The following is a 14628-nucleotide window of genomic DNA, read 5'->3' as shown; positions in this document are numbered from 1 at the left end:
CTTCAGGAGACAGACGTGGCCAGGCGCCCACTCCCCCGCATTCTGAGCAACGGCACCGCATCCATCGCCCGGAGCCGGGAGCTGGCACGGTCGGCGGCAGACAGCGCCACCGATGTTCTCCACCCGCTGATCACGATCACTCGTGGACTGCGCCGGCTGGCAGCCGCCGGGCGGCGCAAGTGGGCCGACACCCCCAAGGACCGGCGCGGACCGCTCCTCTTCCTGGTGGCCTCCGTGGTCCTGGTCGTGGCGCTCGTCCCCTACGGGCCGCTGCTCGCCGTCATCGCCCTGATGGCGGCCGCCGCGTGGACGGGCCGCGAGCGCACCGCGCCCGCGCCGACCGGCCCCGACGAGGCGCAGGTCCAGCGGCTGCAGTCCCTCTACGAAGCGCTCGTCCCGTACTTCTCGGTCCCCGAGGACCCCGCCCCGCTCTTCGCGCACGGCGGCGACTGGGACAAGGCCTTCCCCTCGTACGACTTCGACGGCACGGGGCGCGTCTCACGTCTCGTGGTGAACTACCCGGCGTACTTCACCGACGGCGAGGCCGAATCGCGCGCGCGGATCGAGCAGCTGCTGCACGCCAAGGCGGGCCGCGGCAGGGAGTACCACTTCGCGTGGGACGAGGAGGGCAACCAGCTCACCGTCACCGTGCTCGCCCCGCTGCCCACGGACATCGCCGCCCAGCGTTTCGTCACCGCCCCCGGCGAGACCGTCCTCGGCTTCACCGACGAGACCGCAGTCCAGCGCACCCTGCCGCTGGCGGACGGCGAGGAGCAGCGCGACGTGCCCCCCGTCGTGTGGCGCACGGGCATCCGCTCCACCGAGCCCCACCTGTTGATCGTGGGCCAGCCCGGCAGCGGTACGACGTCGCTGCTGCGCTCCGTCGCCCTCCAAGCCCTTCAGTACGGTGACGTCCTCATCATCGAGGGCAGCGGCACCGGCGACTACGCGTGCCTGACGGGCCGCGACGGCGTGCTGGCCATCGAGTGCGGGCTCGCCGGAGCGCTCGCGAGCCTCGAATGGGCGGCGCACGAGATCGAGCGCAGGCTGATCTCCGCCAACCGCGCCCGGCAGGCGGGCCATCCGCCGCCGGAGGACACCAAGCGACCCCTGTGGATCCTCCTCGACCGCCCGAGCGCCCTGGGTCATCTGGCCGCGGCGGACGGCCGCAAGGATCCCCAGTCGCTGCTGCAGGTCCCGCTGCGGCACGGCAGGGCGGCCAATGTGACGGTGGTCGTGGCCGACCAGTTCGACAGCCTGGAGGCACTGAGCGACCCGGTACGCCAGCACACGCGCGCGCGTGTGGTGCTCGGGCCCGCCACGCCCGACCAGCTCGACGAGGTCCTCGGCATGCCGCCGCACACGACACCCACCGCGGACGTCCCGCCCGGCCGCGGCTACGCCCGGCTCGGTACGGGTCCCGTGCACCGGCTCCAGGTGCCCGCGACGCCCGACCCGTATGACGACGCGACCAGCGAGGCGCACCGTCAGGCGGTCATGGACCTGCTGCCGGAGCGGAGCACTCCGGCCGACCAGGCGCAGCCCATGGAGCAGGAGCGGGACCAGGACCAGGCGGAGCCGGTGCCCGCGGAGAGCTGACCGGGAGCCTCCGGGGAGCCGGACCGGGTCCGTCCGGGACGAGCGGGACCAGGACCAGGCGGAGCCGGTGCCCGCGGAGAGCTGACCGGGAGCCTCCGGGGAGCCGGACCGGGTCCGTACGGAACGGGCGTCAGGCGACGAAGGGGTGCGCGACCTCCGCACCCGTGCCCGCGCCCGTCTCCACGAGACGGGCCGCCGCGGCAAGGCGCACCGCCGCCTCGTCGGCGACCGCGCCGCCCACGGTGAACGGCAGCCGCACGTATCCCTCGAAGGCCCCGTCCACACCGAAGCGCGGCCCCGAGGGGACCCGCACCCCCACGCGCTCCCCCACCTCGGCGAGGCGCGACCCCGAGAGCCCCCCGGTGCGCACCCACAGCGTCAGACCGCCGCGCGGCACCTCGAACTCCCAGTCGGGCAGCTCGCGGCGCACGGCGGTGACCAGCGCGTCGCGGTTCGCCCTCGCCTGTTCCCTGCGCACGTCCACGGCCGCCTGCCAACCCCCGGTGTTCAGGAGCCAGTTCACGGCGAGCTGCTCCAGGACGGGAGTGCCCAGGTCGGCGTAGGCGCGGGCGGCGACGAGGCTGCGGATCACATCGGGCGCGGCCCGCACCCAGCCGATGCGCATGCCCGCCCAGAAGGCCTTGCTCGCCGAGCCGACGGTGATGACGGTGGAGCCCGCGGGATCGAACCCGCAGACGGGGCGCGGCATGTCGAGGTCCGGGTCGAGCCCCAGTTCGCTCATCGTCTCGTCGACGACGATGACGGTGCCCGCCGAGCGGGCCGCCTCGACCAGCTGCCTGCGCTGGTCCTCGCCCGCGAGCGCGCCCGTCGGGTTGTGGAAGTCGGCGACGACGTACGCGAGTCGGGGCGCCGCGTCGCGAAGCACCTGCCGCCAGCGGTCCAGGTCCCAGCCCGCCAGGCCGTCGGCCATGGCGACGGGGACGAGGCGGGCACCGGCCTCGCGCATCAGCTGCAGGATGTTGGCGTACGAGGGCGACTCGACGGCGATGCGTTCGCCGCGGCCCGCGAAGAGGTGGCAGATCGCGTCGATGGCGCCCATCGCGCCGGTGGTGACCATGATCTGCTCGGGCATCGTCGGGATGCCGCGCGCGGTGTAGCGCTCGGCGAGCATCTCTCGCAGGGCGGGCAGTCCGGCGGGGTAGTCGCCGTGCGTGTGGGCGTACGGCGGGAGCGCTTCGAGGGCGCCCTGCACGGCGCGGGTGAGCCAGGGCTCGGGCGCGGGCAGCGCGGCGCAGCCCAGATCGATCATGGAGCCGAGCGCCTCGGGCGGCAGCGGTTCGAGCCCGCGCGCGGGGAGGGGGTTTCCGGCCGGTACCGCGGTCCAGCTGCCCGCTCCCCTGCGGGATTCCAGGAACCCCTCGGTGCGCAGCGCCTCGTAGGCGGCGGCCACAGTGGTCCTGCTGACGGCGAGCGCCACCGCGAGCTCGCGCTCGGCGGGCAGCCGGGCGGCGACGGGGACCCGCCCTTCGAGCACGAGCAGCCGGATGCCGTCGGCGAGTGCGCGGTAGGCGGGCGGGCGGCGGGTGCCCGCGCCGCCGGGGCGTGCTTGCTGGGACGCGAGCAGCCGGGCAAGCTGAGTCGAACCCATTGCCGAAGTCCACTGAGCCATGATCCCCAGTCCACCTTCCCCGAATTGGCCATGGTTATGGCCTGCTTCCAAGCCACAGGGTGTCATGTGTCGGGCCACCAGTACTACGGGGGAGCGTTCCTTGTCCGCCACGAAGCCACCTCTCAGATCTCGCCTGAGGCCACAGCTCACGCCGCGTCTCGCACGACGGCTGCTCCAGCTGTACGTCGGGCTCACCCTGTACGGCGCGAGTTCGGCGCTGATGGTCGCGGCCGGTCTGGGGCCCGAGCCGTGGAACGTCCTCAACCAGGGCCTCGCCGAGCTGACAGGGCTGTCCATCGGCGTCGTCTCGATCATCGTGGGCGCCGCGGTGCTCCTGCTCTGGATCCCGCTCCGGCAGCGCCCCGGCCTCGGCACGATCTCGAACGTCTTCGTCTGCGGCCTGGCGATGGACGCCACCCTGGCGCTCCTGCCGGACGCGCACTCCCTCGCCGTACGCATCCCGCTGCTCGTGGCGGGCATCCTCCTCAACGGAGTGGCGACCGGCCTCTACATCACGGCCGCCTTCGGCCCAGGGCCCCGCGACGGACTGATGACGGGGCTGCACCGGCGCACCGGCCGCTCCATCCGTCTCATCCGCACCTCGATCGAGGTGGCGGTCGTGGTGACGGGCTTCGTGCTCGGCGGCACGGTCGGCGTGGGCACGGTCCTGTACGCGGTGTCCATCGGCCCGCTCGCCCAGTTCTTCCTGCGCCGGTTCGCCATCCCCGCGCCCACCGCACCCGGCGTCGTGGCCTCCGGCGGTCCATCGGAGCAGGCGATACTGCAGCGGTGACCTCGCGCGTACGCCACCCCTACCTCGATCACCCGGGCCCGCTCGCCCTCGCCCACCGCGGCGGCGCGGCGGGCGGCCTGGAGAACACCGCGGCGGCCTTCCGGCGGGCCGTCGGCCTCGGCTACCGCTACATCGAGACCGATGTGCACGCCACGGCCGACGGCAGGCTCGTCGCCTTCCACGACGCGACGCTCGACCGCGTCACGGACGCGGCGGGCCGCATCATCGACCTGCCCTGGAGCGAGGTTCGCCACGCGCGCGTGGCGGGCACCGAGCCGGTGCCCCTCTTCGAAGAGCTCCTGGAGACGTTCCCCGACGTGCGCTGGAACGTCGACGTGAAGGCCGAGCCCGCGCTCCTGCCGCTGCTCGACCTGATCCGCCGCACCGGCGCCTGGGACCGGATCTGCGTCGGCTCGTTCTCCGAGGCGCGGGTGGCCAGGGCCCAGCGCGTCGCGGGCCCCCGGCTCGCCACGTCCCTGGGCACGCGGGGCGTGGCGGCACTGCGCCTGCGTTCGTACGGCGTGCCCGTGGCCCCGCGCCGCTCCGCGGTCTGCGCCCAGGTGCCCGAGACGCACGGCGGGATCCGGGTCGTCGACCGCCGTTTCGTCCGCGCGGCCCACGCGCGCGGGCTGCAGGTGCACGTCTGGACCGTGAACGACGCGGAGCGGATGGCCGCCCTCCTCGACCTCGGTGTGGATGGCATAGTTTCCGATCACATCGAGACGCTGCGCGAGGTGCTCAAGGACCGGGGGACCTGGGTCTGAGCCGCCCGAGGGCGGCATCGCACCACGGGGAACAGCGAGGTCACGGGTGGGCACCGACACCGTGCAGGCAGCGGCGGCCGACGACGAGGCGGCCGCACGACGGCACGAGCAACGGGGCTGGTACGTCTACGACTGGGCGTGCTCGGTCTATTCGACGAGTGTCCTGACCGTCTTCCTGGGGCCCTACCTCACGGAGATCGCCAAGGCGGCCGCCGACCCCGACGGGTACGTGCATCCGCTGGGCATTCCGGTCCGCGCGGGATCCTTCTTCGCGTACACGGTGTCCGCGTCCGTCCTCCTGTCGGTCTTCGTGATGCCGGTGGCCGCCGCGGCCGCCGACCGCACGGGCCGCAAGAAGCCGCTGCTCGCCGTATCCGCCTATCTCGGCGCGGCGGCAACGGCGGGCATGTTCTTCCTGGACGGCGACCGCTATCTCCTCGGCGGCTTCCTGCTGATCGTCGCCAATTCCTCGCTCGCCGTCTCGATGGTGCTCTACAACTCCTTCCTGCCGCAGATCGCCCCTCCGGAGGAGCGCGACACGGTCTCCTCGTGCGGCTGGGCCTTCGGCTACGCGTCGGGCGCCCTGGTCCTGGTGGCGAACCTGGTGCTCTTCCTCGCCCACGACAGCTTCGGCGTCTCGGAGGCGACCGCCGTCCGCATCTGTCTGGCCTCGGCGGGCATCTGGTGGGGCGCGTTCACCCTCGTCCCCCTCAAGCGGCTGCGCGACCGCCGCGCCGCGCCCTCCGAGACCCCGGCCACGGGCGGCTGGCAGCAGCTGAGGTCCACGGTGCGCGACATGCGCCGCCATCCCCATACGCTCGCGTTCCTGCTGGCGTACCTCGTCTACAACGACGGCGTGCAGACGGTGATCTCCCAGGCGTCCGTCTACGGCTCCGAAGAGCTCGGGCTCGGCCAGTCCACGCTGATCGTCGCGGTCCTGCTCGTGCAGCTGCTCGCGGTGGCCGGAGCGCTCACCATGGGCAGGCTGGCCAGGACGTACGGCGCCAAGCGCACCATCCTCGGCTCACTGGTGGCCTGGACGGTGACGATCGGCGCCGGGTACTTCCTGCCCGCGGGGGCGCCCGCGTGGTTCTTCGTGCTCGCCGCGGGGATCGGCCTGGTCCTCGGCGGCACCCAGGCCCTGTCCCGTTCGCTCTTCTCGCACCTGGTGCCGCGCGGCAAGGAGGCCGAGTACTTCTCCGCGTACGAGATCAGTGATCGCGGGATGGCCTGGCTCGGACCGTTGATCTTCGGCCTCACGTATCAGCTCACCGGAAGCTACCGGGACGCGATCATCTCGCTCGTGGCGTTCTTTTTGATCGGATTCGCCCTGCTCTTGAGGGTGCCGGTGGCCCGCGCGGTGCGCGACGCGGGAAATCCCGTACCCGACCGGATTTAGCAACTGAAGGCAAAGGCCGGTAGTGTACGCGTTTGGCCTACCAGGCGGACCGTTACTGCGAGCTGAAGATTCAGAAACGCTGGGTGACATCTGCTGTCCAGATGTGACAAACCGGGCACTGGTGGGTACAACAAGGGGCGGCATACGACGGCGACGCATGACCCAGAACGGGAATCTTTACCGCCGACCGGACGTTGACCGGATGACGACGACAGCGACACCTGTCCTGTGGGCGACAAGCCCGGGAGGCACGATTCATGAGTGAGCGAGCTCTTCGCGGTACGCGACTCGTGGTGACAAGCTACGAGACCGACCGCGGCATCGACTTGGCTCCGCGCCAGGCCGTGGAGTACGCATGCCAGAACGGACATCGTTTCGAGATGCCGTTCTCGGTCGAGGCGGAGATCCCGCCGGAGTGGGAGTGCAAGGTCTGCGGGGCCCAGGCACTCCTGGTAGACGGCGACGGACCTGAGGAGAAGAAGGGCAAGCCGGCGCGTACGCACTGGGACATGCTCATGGAGCGCCGTACTCGAGAAGAACTCGAGGAGGTCCTGGAGGAGCGCCTCGCGGTTCTCCGGTCCGGTGCCATGAACATCGCGGTGCATCCGCGGGACAGCCGCAAGTCCGCCTGAGGGCGGACCCGGCGCACCACCGCACCAAGCAATACGAAGTACGAGGGCCGGGGCCACTGCTGAGCAGTGGCCCCGGCCCTCGTTCGTGTCTCCGTACCCTGCGGGCGGGGGATGCCCGCCCGCAGGAAGACCCACGGGAAGCCCGCAGCGCCCGCAGGAAGTGGGTCAGCGCGGCAGCTGCGGGTCGTCCGGGCGCGGGGCGCGTGCGCCCGGCTCGTCGTCCCTGATGACCTCGCCCTGGACCACCTTGCCGTCCGGGCGGTGCATGCGGGCCTGCTGGAAGGCGTCCCCGAGGCCGCCGGGGGTGGCCTCGCGCACCTTGCGCTCGAAGGTCCGCTCCGCATAGCGCCCGAGTGCCTTCTGGACCGGCGGGATCAGCAGGACCAGGCCGATGGCGTCCGAGATCAGCCCCGGCAGGATGATCAGGAGGCCGCCCAGCATCGTCAGGGCGCCGCCGCCGCTGCCGGACTCGGCGGTGGGCGTCACGCCGCTCTGCTGCTGTTGCACGGCCTCGCTGAGCTTGCGGAAGGCCCTGCGGCCCGCACGCTTGATCACCGCGGAGCCGAGCACCAGACCGGCCACCAGGAGCAGGAAGACCACGAGGCCGCTCGTGGCCCCCGCCACGACCGTGAGCAGCCAGATCTCGAGGACCAGCCACGCGGCGATGCCGAGCGGCAGGAACCTCAGGGGCCCGGTTCTGCGGGGCCGGGCGGTTCGGTTGGGAGGCGGTGTGCCAGTCGTCATGCTCCCAGTGTGCCTGGGCCCGCCTCAGTCCGGGATAAGGGGATGATCAAGAGGCGCCGGGCCCGCCCGCGAGGGCAGGTCCGGCGAGCCGCCCTCAGGGCTGCTTGCGGCCGATGACCCGGCCGACCCGCTCCCCCACGCCCCAGGCGGTGACCCGCCACAGCGCCTCGACCACGATGTTCTGGCTCATCTTGCTGTCGCCGAGCTCCCGCTCGACGAAGGTGATGGGCACCTCGACGACGTGGTACCCGGCCTTGACCGCACGCCGGGCGAGGTCGACCTGGAAGCAGTACCCCTGCGACTCGACCTCGGCCAGGCCGAGGCCCTCCAGGGTCTCGCGGCGGAACGCCCGGTAGCCGCCCGTCATGTCACGGATCGGCACGTCGAGCAGGAGCCGCGAGTAGGTGCTGCCGCCGCGGGAGATGAACTCCCGGTGCTTGGGCCAGTTCACGACCCGTCCGCCCGGCACCCAGCGCGAGCCGAGCACGAGGTCGGCGCCCTTCAGCGCGGTGAGCAGCCGGGGCAGCTCCTCCGGCTGGTGCGAGCCGTCGGCGTCCATCTCGACCACTACGCCGTAGTCGTTGTCGAGGCCCCAGCGGAACCCCGCCAGATAGGCGGCGCCGAGGCCCTCCTTGCCCTTGCGGTGCAGCACATGGACGCTGTCGTCCTCGGCCGCCAGCTCATCGGCGATCTTGCCGGTGCCGTCGGGGCTGTTGTCGTCGGCCACCAGGACGTGCGCATCCGGCACGGACGCCCGCACCCGGCCGACGATGGACTGGATGTTCTCCGCCTCGTTGTAGGTCGGAATGATCACCAAGGCCGTGCCGAGCGGGCCGAACTGTCTCCCCTGGTCCCCCGCTTCGGAGACCCGACCGCCGTCGTTCACTACTGCCCCTTCGTTCGTACGCAGAGGACCACCATAGTGGCCGCCGCCTGCGCCGCAGCGGCGGCACGGAGGTCAGGGCGGAAGTACCCGAGATGTACCCGTGATGTACCCCGGGCGCACCGGGGTCGAGGCCGGGGCGTACCGGGGTCGAGGCCGGGGCGTACCGGGGTCGAGGCCGGGGCGTACCCGGCGGCCACGGGGGGGGACGTACTGCGGATCGGGGCCCGGCACCCTTCGGGCCGACCTGGGACCCGCTGGCTGCGGATCGACCGAAAGCCGTTGTCTACTGAGCGTCCGGGCCCCACCCGGGTCACACCTGCCGACCGGCTGATACGTTCCCTCGCCTCCGCGTCGCGGGCGCTGGACCTGGCTCCCAGTGGTGGTGCGCCGGTGCGGCACACCATCCATGACCCAGCGGCGTTCGACGACCACGTGAAGGTTCGCCGGTCGGACGTCCTGTGGTGGACCCGGCCGAACCTACCCGCCGACGACGGCTCTCTGTCAATAGCCATGTGACCTGGGAGTATTGCGCGGACTGCCAGGTCAGTGCCGAGGATTCCCAGGTCGTACGACGGGCGGACGGGCCGCGATCGGCGCCGCGCACCGCCGGGACATCACTCGTCCGGCCCCACGAAGACGGGCCGTCCGCCCACCACGGTGCGCAGGCAGGCGGGGAGTTCGGCGCCCGGGGACAGGTCGGGCAGACCCGGCGTACCGGAGCGCGGGTCGGTCGACCAGCGGGCCACCCGGTCGTCCGGGGCCTGCACCACCAGATCGGCGGTGCGCCACACGGCGTAGTCCGCGGGCGCGCCCGGCACCAGGACGCCCGCGTCGTCGCGGCCGACGGCCCGCCAGCCGCCGCGCGTGTGGGCGGTGAACGCGGCGCGCACCGAGACGCGGTGCTCGGGCGTGTGGTGGAAGGCGGCGGCGCGCAGGGTGCCCCAGGGGTCGAGCGGGGTGACCGGGCTGTCCGAGCCGAACGCCAGCGGGACGCCGGCGCGCAGGAGCGCGGCGAAGGGGTTGAGGGTGCGGGCCCGTTCGGCGCCCAGGCGCTGGACGTACATGCCGTCGTCGCCGCCCCACAGCGCGTCGAAGGCGGGCTGCACGGAAGCGGTGAGGCCGAACTCGGCGAAGGCGGCGATCGTGTCGGGGGTGAGCATCTCGGCGTGCTCCACGCGGTGCCTGGCGGCGCGGACGCGGGCCAGGCCGACCCTCTCGGCGGCCGCGCGCATCCCGTCGGCCACGGCGGCCACCGCGGCGTCCCCGATGGCGTGGAAGCCCGCCTGGAGGCCCGCCTCGGCGCAGGCCACGACGTGGGCGGCTACGTCGGTGGCGTCGAGGTGGGCGGTGCCGGTGTGCGCGGCGTCGGCGTACGGCTCGTGCAGGCAGGCCGTGTGCGAGCCGAGGGCGCCGTCCACGAAGAGGTCGCCCGCGGCGCCGAGGGCGCCCAACTCACGGGCGCGCGCGACGCCTTCCGCGCCGTGCTCGGCCCAGTAGCCGACCACGCGGGGACCCGGCTCCTCGGCGGCGAGCCGCAGCAGGCCGGTGAAGTCGTCCTCGTCGGAGATCTCCGGGCCCGCGCACTCGTGCACCGAGCCGATGCCGAGGGACGCGGCGTGCCGCAGGGCGGCGCGCTGGGCCTCCGTGCGCTGCCGGGGCGTGATCGCGCCGAGCGCGGCGGCGCGCACGCCGTGGTGCGCGTCGCCGGTCAGCGGGGCGTCGGGGTGGAATCCGGTGCGTCCGGTGACGCCCGGCACCAGGTCGAGCAGGGCCGTGGTGGCGACCGCCGAGTGGACGTCGATGCGGGACAGGTAGAGCGGTCGGCCGCCGACCGCCTCGTCGAGCTCCGCGCGCGTGGGCGGGCGCCCGCCGGGCCAGCGGGCCGCGTCCCAGCCGTGCCCGAGCAGCACGGTGTCGTCCGGCCGCGCGGCGGCGTGTTCGCGTACGAGAACGAGTGCCTCGGCGAGCGAACGGGCCCCTGTCAGATCGAGTCCCGTCAGCGCGAGGCCGGTGGCCGTGGTGTGCACATGGGCGTCCGTGAACGCCGGGGTGACCAGGCATCCTTCGAGGTCGACCACTTCGTCGACGCCGTCGGTGAAGGCGTCGGCGGCCCCCTCGGAGCCGACCCAGGCGACGTGTCCGCGTTCCACGACCATCGCGGTCGCGAACGGGTCGGCGGGGCTGTGGACCTCTCCGCCGCGCAGCAGCACGGTGCGGTGGTCCTGGGTTGCCTGGGGGTCCTTGGAGTCCTGGGAGCCAGTCCCGGGGGCGGTGCTCTCGCTCATGGGACCAGTCTCGCCCCTCGGCGCCACCGGCCCGCGCGGGGGTCGCGTCAGACCTGCGGGGGCCGCGCCTCGTACGGGGTGGAGAGGACCACCGTCGTCCGCGTGGAGACGCCCGCCAGGGCGCGCAGCCTGCTCAGCAGGTGCTCCAGCTCCAGCGGGGTGGCGACGCGCACCTTGAGGATGTAGTTCTCGTCGCCCGCGACGCTGTGGCACGCCTCGATCTCCGGGACGCCCGCGAGGCGTTCGGCGATGTCGTCGGGGGCGCTGGGGTCGAACGGCTTCACCGAGATGAACGCCGTGAGCGGCAGCCCGACGGCCTCGGGGTCGACGACCGCCGCATAGCCGCGGATGACGCCGCGCTGCTCGAGACGGCGCACCCGCTGGTGCACTGCCGATGTGGACAGGCCCGTGGCCTTGCCCAGGTCGGTGTAGCTCATCCGCCCGTCCTTGACGAGCAGCTGCACGATCTGTCGGTCCAGCTCCTCCATGCGCCGAACCTACAGGGCTCTTGATCCCTCCGGATACCTGAGTGACCGAAGGGCCTGTTTGGGCGAGAGATCCGCGGGCAGGCGACCGGCAAGCTCTCACGGCATGTGACGAACGACACATGGCTGTGACCGTGTCCTTCGGGATGCCACGATTACCCCCACGACGGGACGGGAAGTGCTTGCTGTGGTCGAGGCCGCAGCGCCTTGTCGGCCCACCCAAGGGGGAGAGTCCCATGCAGAATCTGAAGCGCCCCGGTCGGTCTGCCCGCGGTAAGCAGCAGCCGGTCGCCGAACCCGCGCCGGAGGGTGTCGAACCGGCTGACGACGGGCTCGACGCGTACGACACCTTCGAGATGTACCGCGTCAACTGCCCCGACTGCGGGCAGCCGATCGCGCTCCTCGCCGACGAGGACGTCCTGCCCGAGCACGCCCTGTGCCCCACTCCGTGGAACCCGTTCGGGCTCACGGTCTGTGCCGGTACGGGGCGTCAGGCCGCCGACGCCGCGCCCGCCGACGAGTCGATGGAGGTTCAGGAGCAGGACACCGCCCTGCTGCTGACGCTCCCTCAGGGACTCGACTGGCGGACGCAGCCCTTCTCGCACGTGGGCGGTCCGGGCTCGCGCCCCGTGGTCCGCGTGCCGCAACAGCACCGGCCCGCCGCCTGAGTCACCAGTAGCTGCCCTGCACCATGGCCGCGAGGCTGGCGTGGTGCAGGATCAGCATGTCCGCCTCCTCGGCGGTCCCCGGCACCGCGGCCTCGCCGAAGTGCACTTGGCGGTAGGCGACGCGCAGCATCACGACGGCGTGCCGCAGCGCCGCGTACAGCGTGTAGAAGTCCATGGCGCGGGGCGTGTGCCCGGTCTGTCGCGCGTAGGCCTCCTCGACGCGGTCGCGGCGCAGGAAGTCCGGCAGGCCCGGCTGGCCGAAACTCACCGTCAAGTCCTGGAAGAAACGGTGCAGATAGACGGTCCAGCCGATGTCGACCTCGCGCGGGGCGAGCGCCGCCATCTCCCAGTCGAGGACGGCCGCGGGGTCGAAGCCCGCGTAGATGATGTTCCCGATGCGCGCGTCGCCCCAGTTGAGCACGGGGTCACCCTCGTCGTCCGGCCACATCTCCTCGATGCGGTCGAAGGCGCTCTCGATGAGCGGTGAGCGGGGCAGTCCGCTCACCACCCATTCGTAGTAGGCGCGTTGGGACTCGACGTGGCGGCGCAGCGGGCTGCCCTCACCGGGGGTGGCGAGGAACTGCGCCTCGGAGAGCGGGACTTGGTCGTGGAGGTGCGCGATGACGCGGACCGACTCCTCCTCCAGGTGGGCACGCTCGGCGTCGGTCGCGGAGTGCAGCCAACTCCCCTCGTACGTATAGGGCATGACGTCCGGCGGGACGCGGCCCTCGACGCGCTCCATGACGAAGAACGGCGCGCCGAGCGGCCCCGGGTCTTCTTCGAGCCAGAGCACGCGCGGCACCGGCAGGTCGGTGTGCTCGGCGATGAGTCGCATCGTGCGGTACTGGCGCGGCATGTCGTAGACGGGGAAGATCGTGTACGCCGCCGGGTCGGCCGCCACGCGCAACGCGCAGGAGGCGAAGGGCGGTTCGGGGTGCTCGACGGAGAAGAGCAGGGTCTCGCTGGACATGCCGTTGGACTCGGGGACGGTGACGTCGACCGCCTTCGCGCCGGGCAGGCGGTGGCCGAGCCAGGCGGTCAGTCGGCGGGCGAGTTCTTCCGGTTCGCGCGTGGTGGTGCGGGGGCGGGGTGCCGTGGCCATGCCCGTGCTCCTCTCTCGGTCCCTCGGCCCCTCAGGGCGCGACCGAGTCGAATCCGGTGAATCCGCTGGGGTCGTGGCGGCCGAAGCTGCCGTGCTCGAAGATCCCGTAGCCCGTCTGCCCGTTGAGGGTGAAGCGGGCCGCGTGGTCGATGACGCCGTACGCGGCGAGCGGGTGGGCCGAGGGGTCCGACAGGTCGTAGCTGCGGCGGTCGGTCCAGTCGCGGCCGCGCCAGGTGCCGTGCTGCCAGTCGTCGGCCGGGGGATATCCGGCGCCGACGGCCAGCGGCAGCGAGGTGAGGACCCGCACGCCGAGCTCGACGGGCTTGCGGTCGACGGGGTCGGTGAGGTGGACGACGGCGCTCTGCGGGTGGCGACTGCCCGAGCGGTAGGTGATGTCGGCCTGTGGCCAGCCCAGTTGGCGGTCGGGGTGGCCGGGGCGGACCAGCGTGGCGTCGTTCAGGGTGCGGTAGCCGTCCGCGTCCTCCTGGGCGATGACCATCAGGAAACGGTCGTCGAAGCGCACCGGGCTCCAGATCCAGTGGAAGCCCTCGGTGGCGAACTCCTCCTCCAAGCGCCCGCGTTCCTCGCCGGGGATGGGCCGCACGCCCCAGCTGCGGTCGCGCGTGGCGGTCCACTCCCCCGCGCTCACCCGGATCTCCTGTGAGCCCGCGCGGATCACCCCTTCGGGGCGGCCCGCCTGGACGAAACGGCGCCCTTCGAGGCTCAGCCGGTCGCCGCGCCGCTGGATGTGGTGCGGCTCCCACAGGGCGGGGAAGTCGGCGTTCCACGTGATGTCGTACGTGAGGGAGTCGGGGTCGTCGGGATCGGCGGCGCACCGCAGGCGCAGGCGGCGCAGCGGCTCCTCGACGGTGATGCGCAGGGGGCCGACGGAGAGGTCCATCCGGTCCTCGCCCAGGGCGTCACTGGCGCGTACGGCGTGCAGCGTATCGCCGATGCGCAAGGTGGCGTACGCGTCGATCACACCGGTGTTCGGGTAGACGCCGAGCCCGAGGATGAGCAGGGCGCGGCCCTCGTGGTCGAAGAGGTGGAAGATGCACCGGTCGTACGCGTTGCGGTCGCCCGTCGCGACGTGCTTCATGGAGAGCGGGACCTGGTGCACGGGGTACTCGTCGAGCGGGACCGGACGGTCGTCTGCCACGGCAAACCTCCCTGGAAGCACGGCAGTTCAGGGTGGCGGGAGGCGGTGGGGCCCTCCGGCGCGGAGATGACGGTACGTCAGATTTGGGGACGGAGCCATACAGCGGAGCCCTGCGCATGCCGGATCGCACGAGCGGGCCGCCTCCGGTGTGCGCGGTGTCGTACGGCCGTCCACGCGCACATCCGCGCGCCCGCGCAGGCCCCCCGTGAACTGACGGTCGAATCCACGGGGCGGTGACCTCGATGGGGTGACAGGCGTTGGCCTTGCATGACCCCACGGACATGGGCCCGGCGCATCTCCCCACCGGCCGCCGACGGCGCGCCCTGGTGATGGTGCCCGCCTCCGCAGAATCGGTTCCTCAGCGACCCCAGCAGCCACCGCCTCACCAGGCACCGCCCCATCCAGCACAGCCCCACCAGCAGCCGCGACAGCAGCCGCACCCGCAGGCACAGCACCACCAGCAGCCCCACCCGCAGCCCCAC

Annotated in this window: 13 protein-coding genes; 6 read left to right on the top strand and 7 right to left on the bottom strand. The window is 72.5% G+C overall.

Going from position 1 to position 14628, the window contains the following annotated elements; translation table 11 throughout:
• Positions 1 to 15 precede the first annotated feature (15 nt).
• Positions 16 to 1599 (top strand): P-loop NTPase family protein, encoded by a 1584-nt coding sequence (locus CP970_RS36900; RefSeq protein WP_150494466.1) that lies wholly within the window; start codon positions 16 to 18, stop codon positions 1597 to 1599.
• Positions 1600 to 1729: 130 nt separating this feature from the next.
• On the opposite strand, the gene CP970_RS36895 is transcribed toward CP970_RS36900, so the two are convergent.
• Entirely contained in the window at positions 1730 to 3229 is a 1500-nt protein-coding gene (locus CP970_RS36895; protein WP_150494464.1) for an SCO1417 family MocR-like transcription factor, read from the bottom strand.
• 64 nt (positions 3230 to 3293) lie between these two features.
• Here CP970_RS36895 and yczE point away from each other — a divergent pair, with 64 nt between their 5' ends.
• The 4 genes from yczE (at position 3294) to CP970_RS36875 (ending at position 6817) form a co-directional block, all read left to right on the top strand.
• Positions 3294 to 4022 (top strand): membrane protein YczE, encoded by a 729-nt coding sequence (gene yczE / locus CP970_RS36890; RefSeq protein ID WP_224058911.1) that lies wholly within the window; start codon positions 3294 to 3296, stop codon positions 4020 to 4022.
• Entirely contained in the window at positions 4019 to 4786 is a 768-nt protein-coding gene (locus CP970_RS36885; protein ID WP_150494462.1) for a glycerophosphodiester phosphodiesterase, read from the top strand. Before yczE ends, CP970_RS36885 begins: the two co-directional genes overlap by 4 nt.
• A 46-nt stretch (positions 4787 to 4832) precedes the next feature.
• Positions 4833 to 6185, top strand: coding sequence for an MFS transporter (locus CP970_RS36880; protein WP_055552417.1), 1353 nt, complete (start codon positions 4833 to 4835; stop codon positions 6183 to 6185).
• Positions 6186 to 6442: 257 nt separating this feature from the next.
• Positions 6443 to 6817, top strand: coding sequence for an RNA polymerase-binding protein RbpA (locus CP970_RS36875; RefSeq protein WP_030360404.1), 375 nt, complete (start codon positions 6443 to 6445; stop codon positions 6815 to 6817).
• 165 nt (positions 6818 to 6982) lie between these two features.
• Here the strand turns inward: CP970_RS36875 and fxsA are convergent, their stop codons facing one another.
• The 4 genes from fxsA to CP970_RS36855 form a co-directional block, all read right to left on the bottom strand.
• Positions 6983 to 7561 carry an FxsA family membrane protein gene (gene fxsA, locus CP970_RS36870; protein ID WP_055552415.1) on the bottom strand — a complete coding sequence of 193 codons (579 nt, stop codon included), beginning with the start codon at positions 7559 to 7561 and terminating at the stop codon, positions 6983 to 6985.
• A 94-nt stretch (positions 7562 to 7655) separates the two neighbouring features.
• Complete coding sequence (locus tag CP970_RS36865) at positions 7656 to 8447, bottom strand: polyprenol monophosphomannose synthase (RefSeq protein ID WP_055552414.1); 792 nt, start codon at positions 8445 to 8447, stop codon at positions 7656 to 7658.
• Positions 8448 to 9061: 614 nt separating this feature from the next.
• Positions 9062 to 10732 carry an amidohydrolase gene (locus CP970_RS36860; protein WP_079043814.1) on the bottom strand — a complete coding sequence of 557 codons (1671 nt, stop codon included), beginning with the start codon at positions 10730 to 10732 and terminating at the stop codon, positions 9062 to 9064.
• Between the two features lie 47 nt (positions 10733 to 10779).
• Positions 10780 to 11220 carry an Lrp/AsnC family transcriptional regulator gene (locus CP970_RS36855; protein ID WP_030789227.1) on the bottom strand — a complete coding sequence of 147 codons (441 nt, stop codon included), beginning with the start codon at positions 11218 to 11220 and terminating at the stop codon, positions 10780 to 10782.
• A 233-nt stretch (positions 11221 to 11453) separates the two neighbouring features.
• On the opposite strand from CP970_RS36855, the gene CP970_RS36850 reads away from it, so the two are divergent.
• Entirely contained in the window at positions 11454 to 11885 is a 432-nt protein-coding gene (locus CP970_RS36850) for a hypothetical protein (protein ID WP_055552411.1), read from the top strand.
• A gap of 1 nt (position 11886) precedes the next feature.
• Here the strand turns inward: CP970_RS36850 and CP970_RS36845 are convergent, their stop codons facing one another.
• Complete coding sequence (locus CP970_RS36845) at positions 11887 to 12987, bottom strand: phosphotransferase family protein (protein WP_055552409.1); 1101 nt, start codon at positions 12985 to 12987, stop codon at positions 11887 to 11889.
• A 31-nt stretch (positions 12988 to 13018) separates the two neighbouring features.
• Positions 13019 to 14146, bottom strand: coding sequence for a hypothetical protein (locus CP970_RS36840; protein ID WP_055552407.1), 1128 nt, complete (start codon positions 14144 to 14146; stop codon positions 13019 to 13021).
• Positions 14147 to 14628 lie beyond the last annotated feature (482 nt).

The organism is Streptomyces kanamyceticus, from assembly GCF_008704495.1.
Taxonomy (GTDB): Bacteria; Actinomycetota; Actinomycetes; order Streptomycetales; family Streptomycetaceae; genus Streptomyces; species Streptomyces kanamyceticus.
The sequence above is the reverse complement of the archived record's forward strand: the minus strand, read 5'-3'. Positions and strand labels throughout refer to the sequence as shown.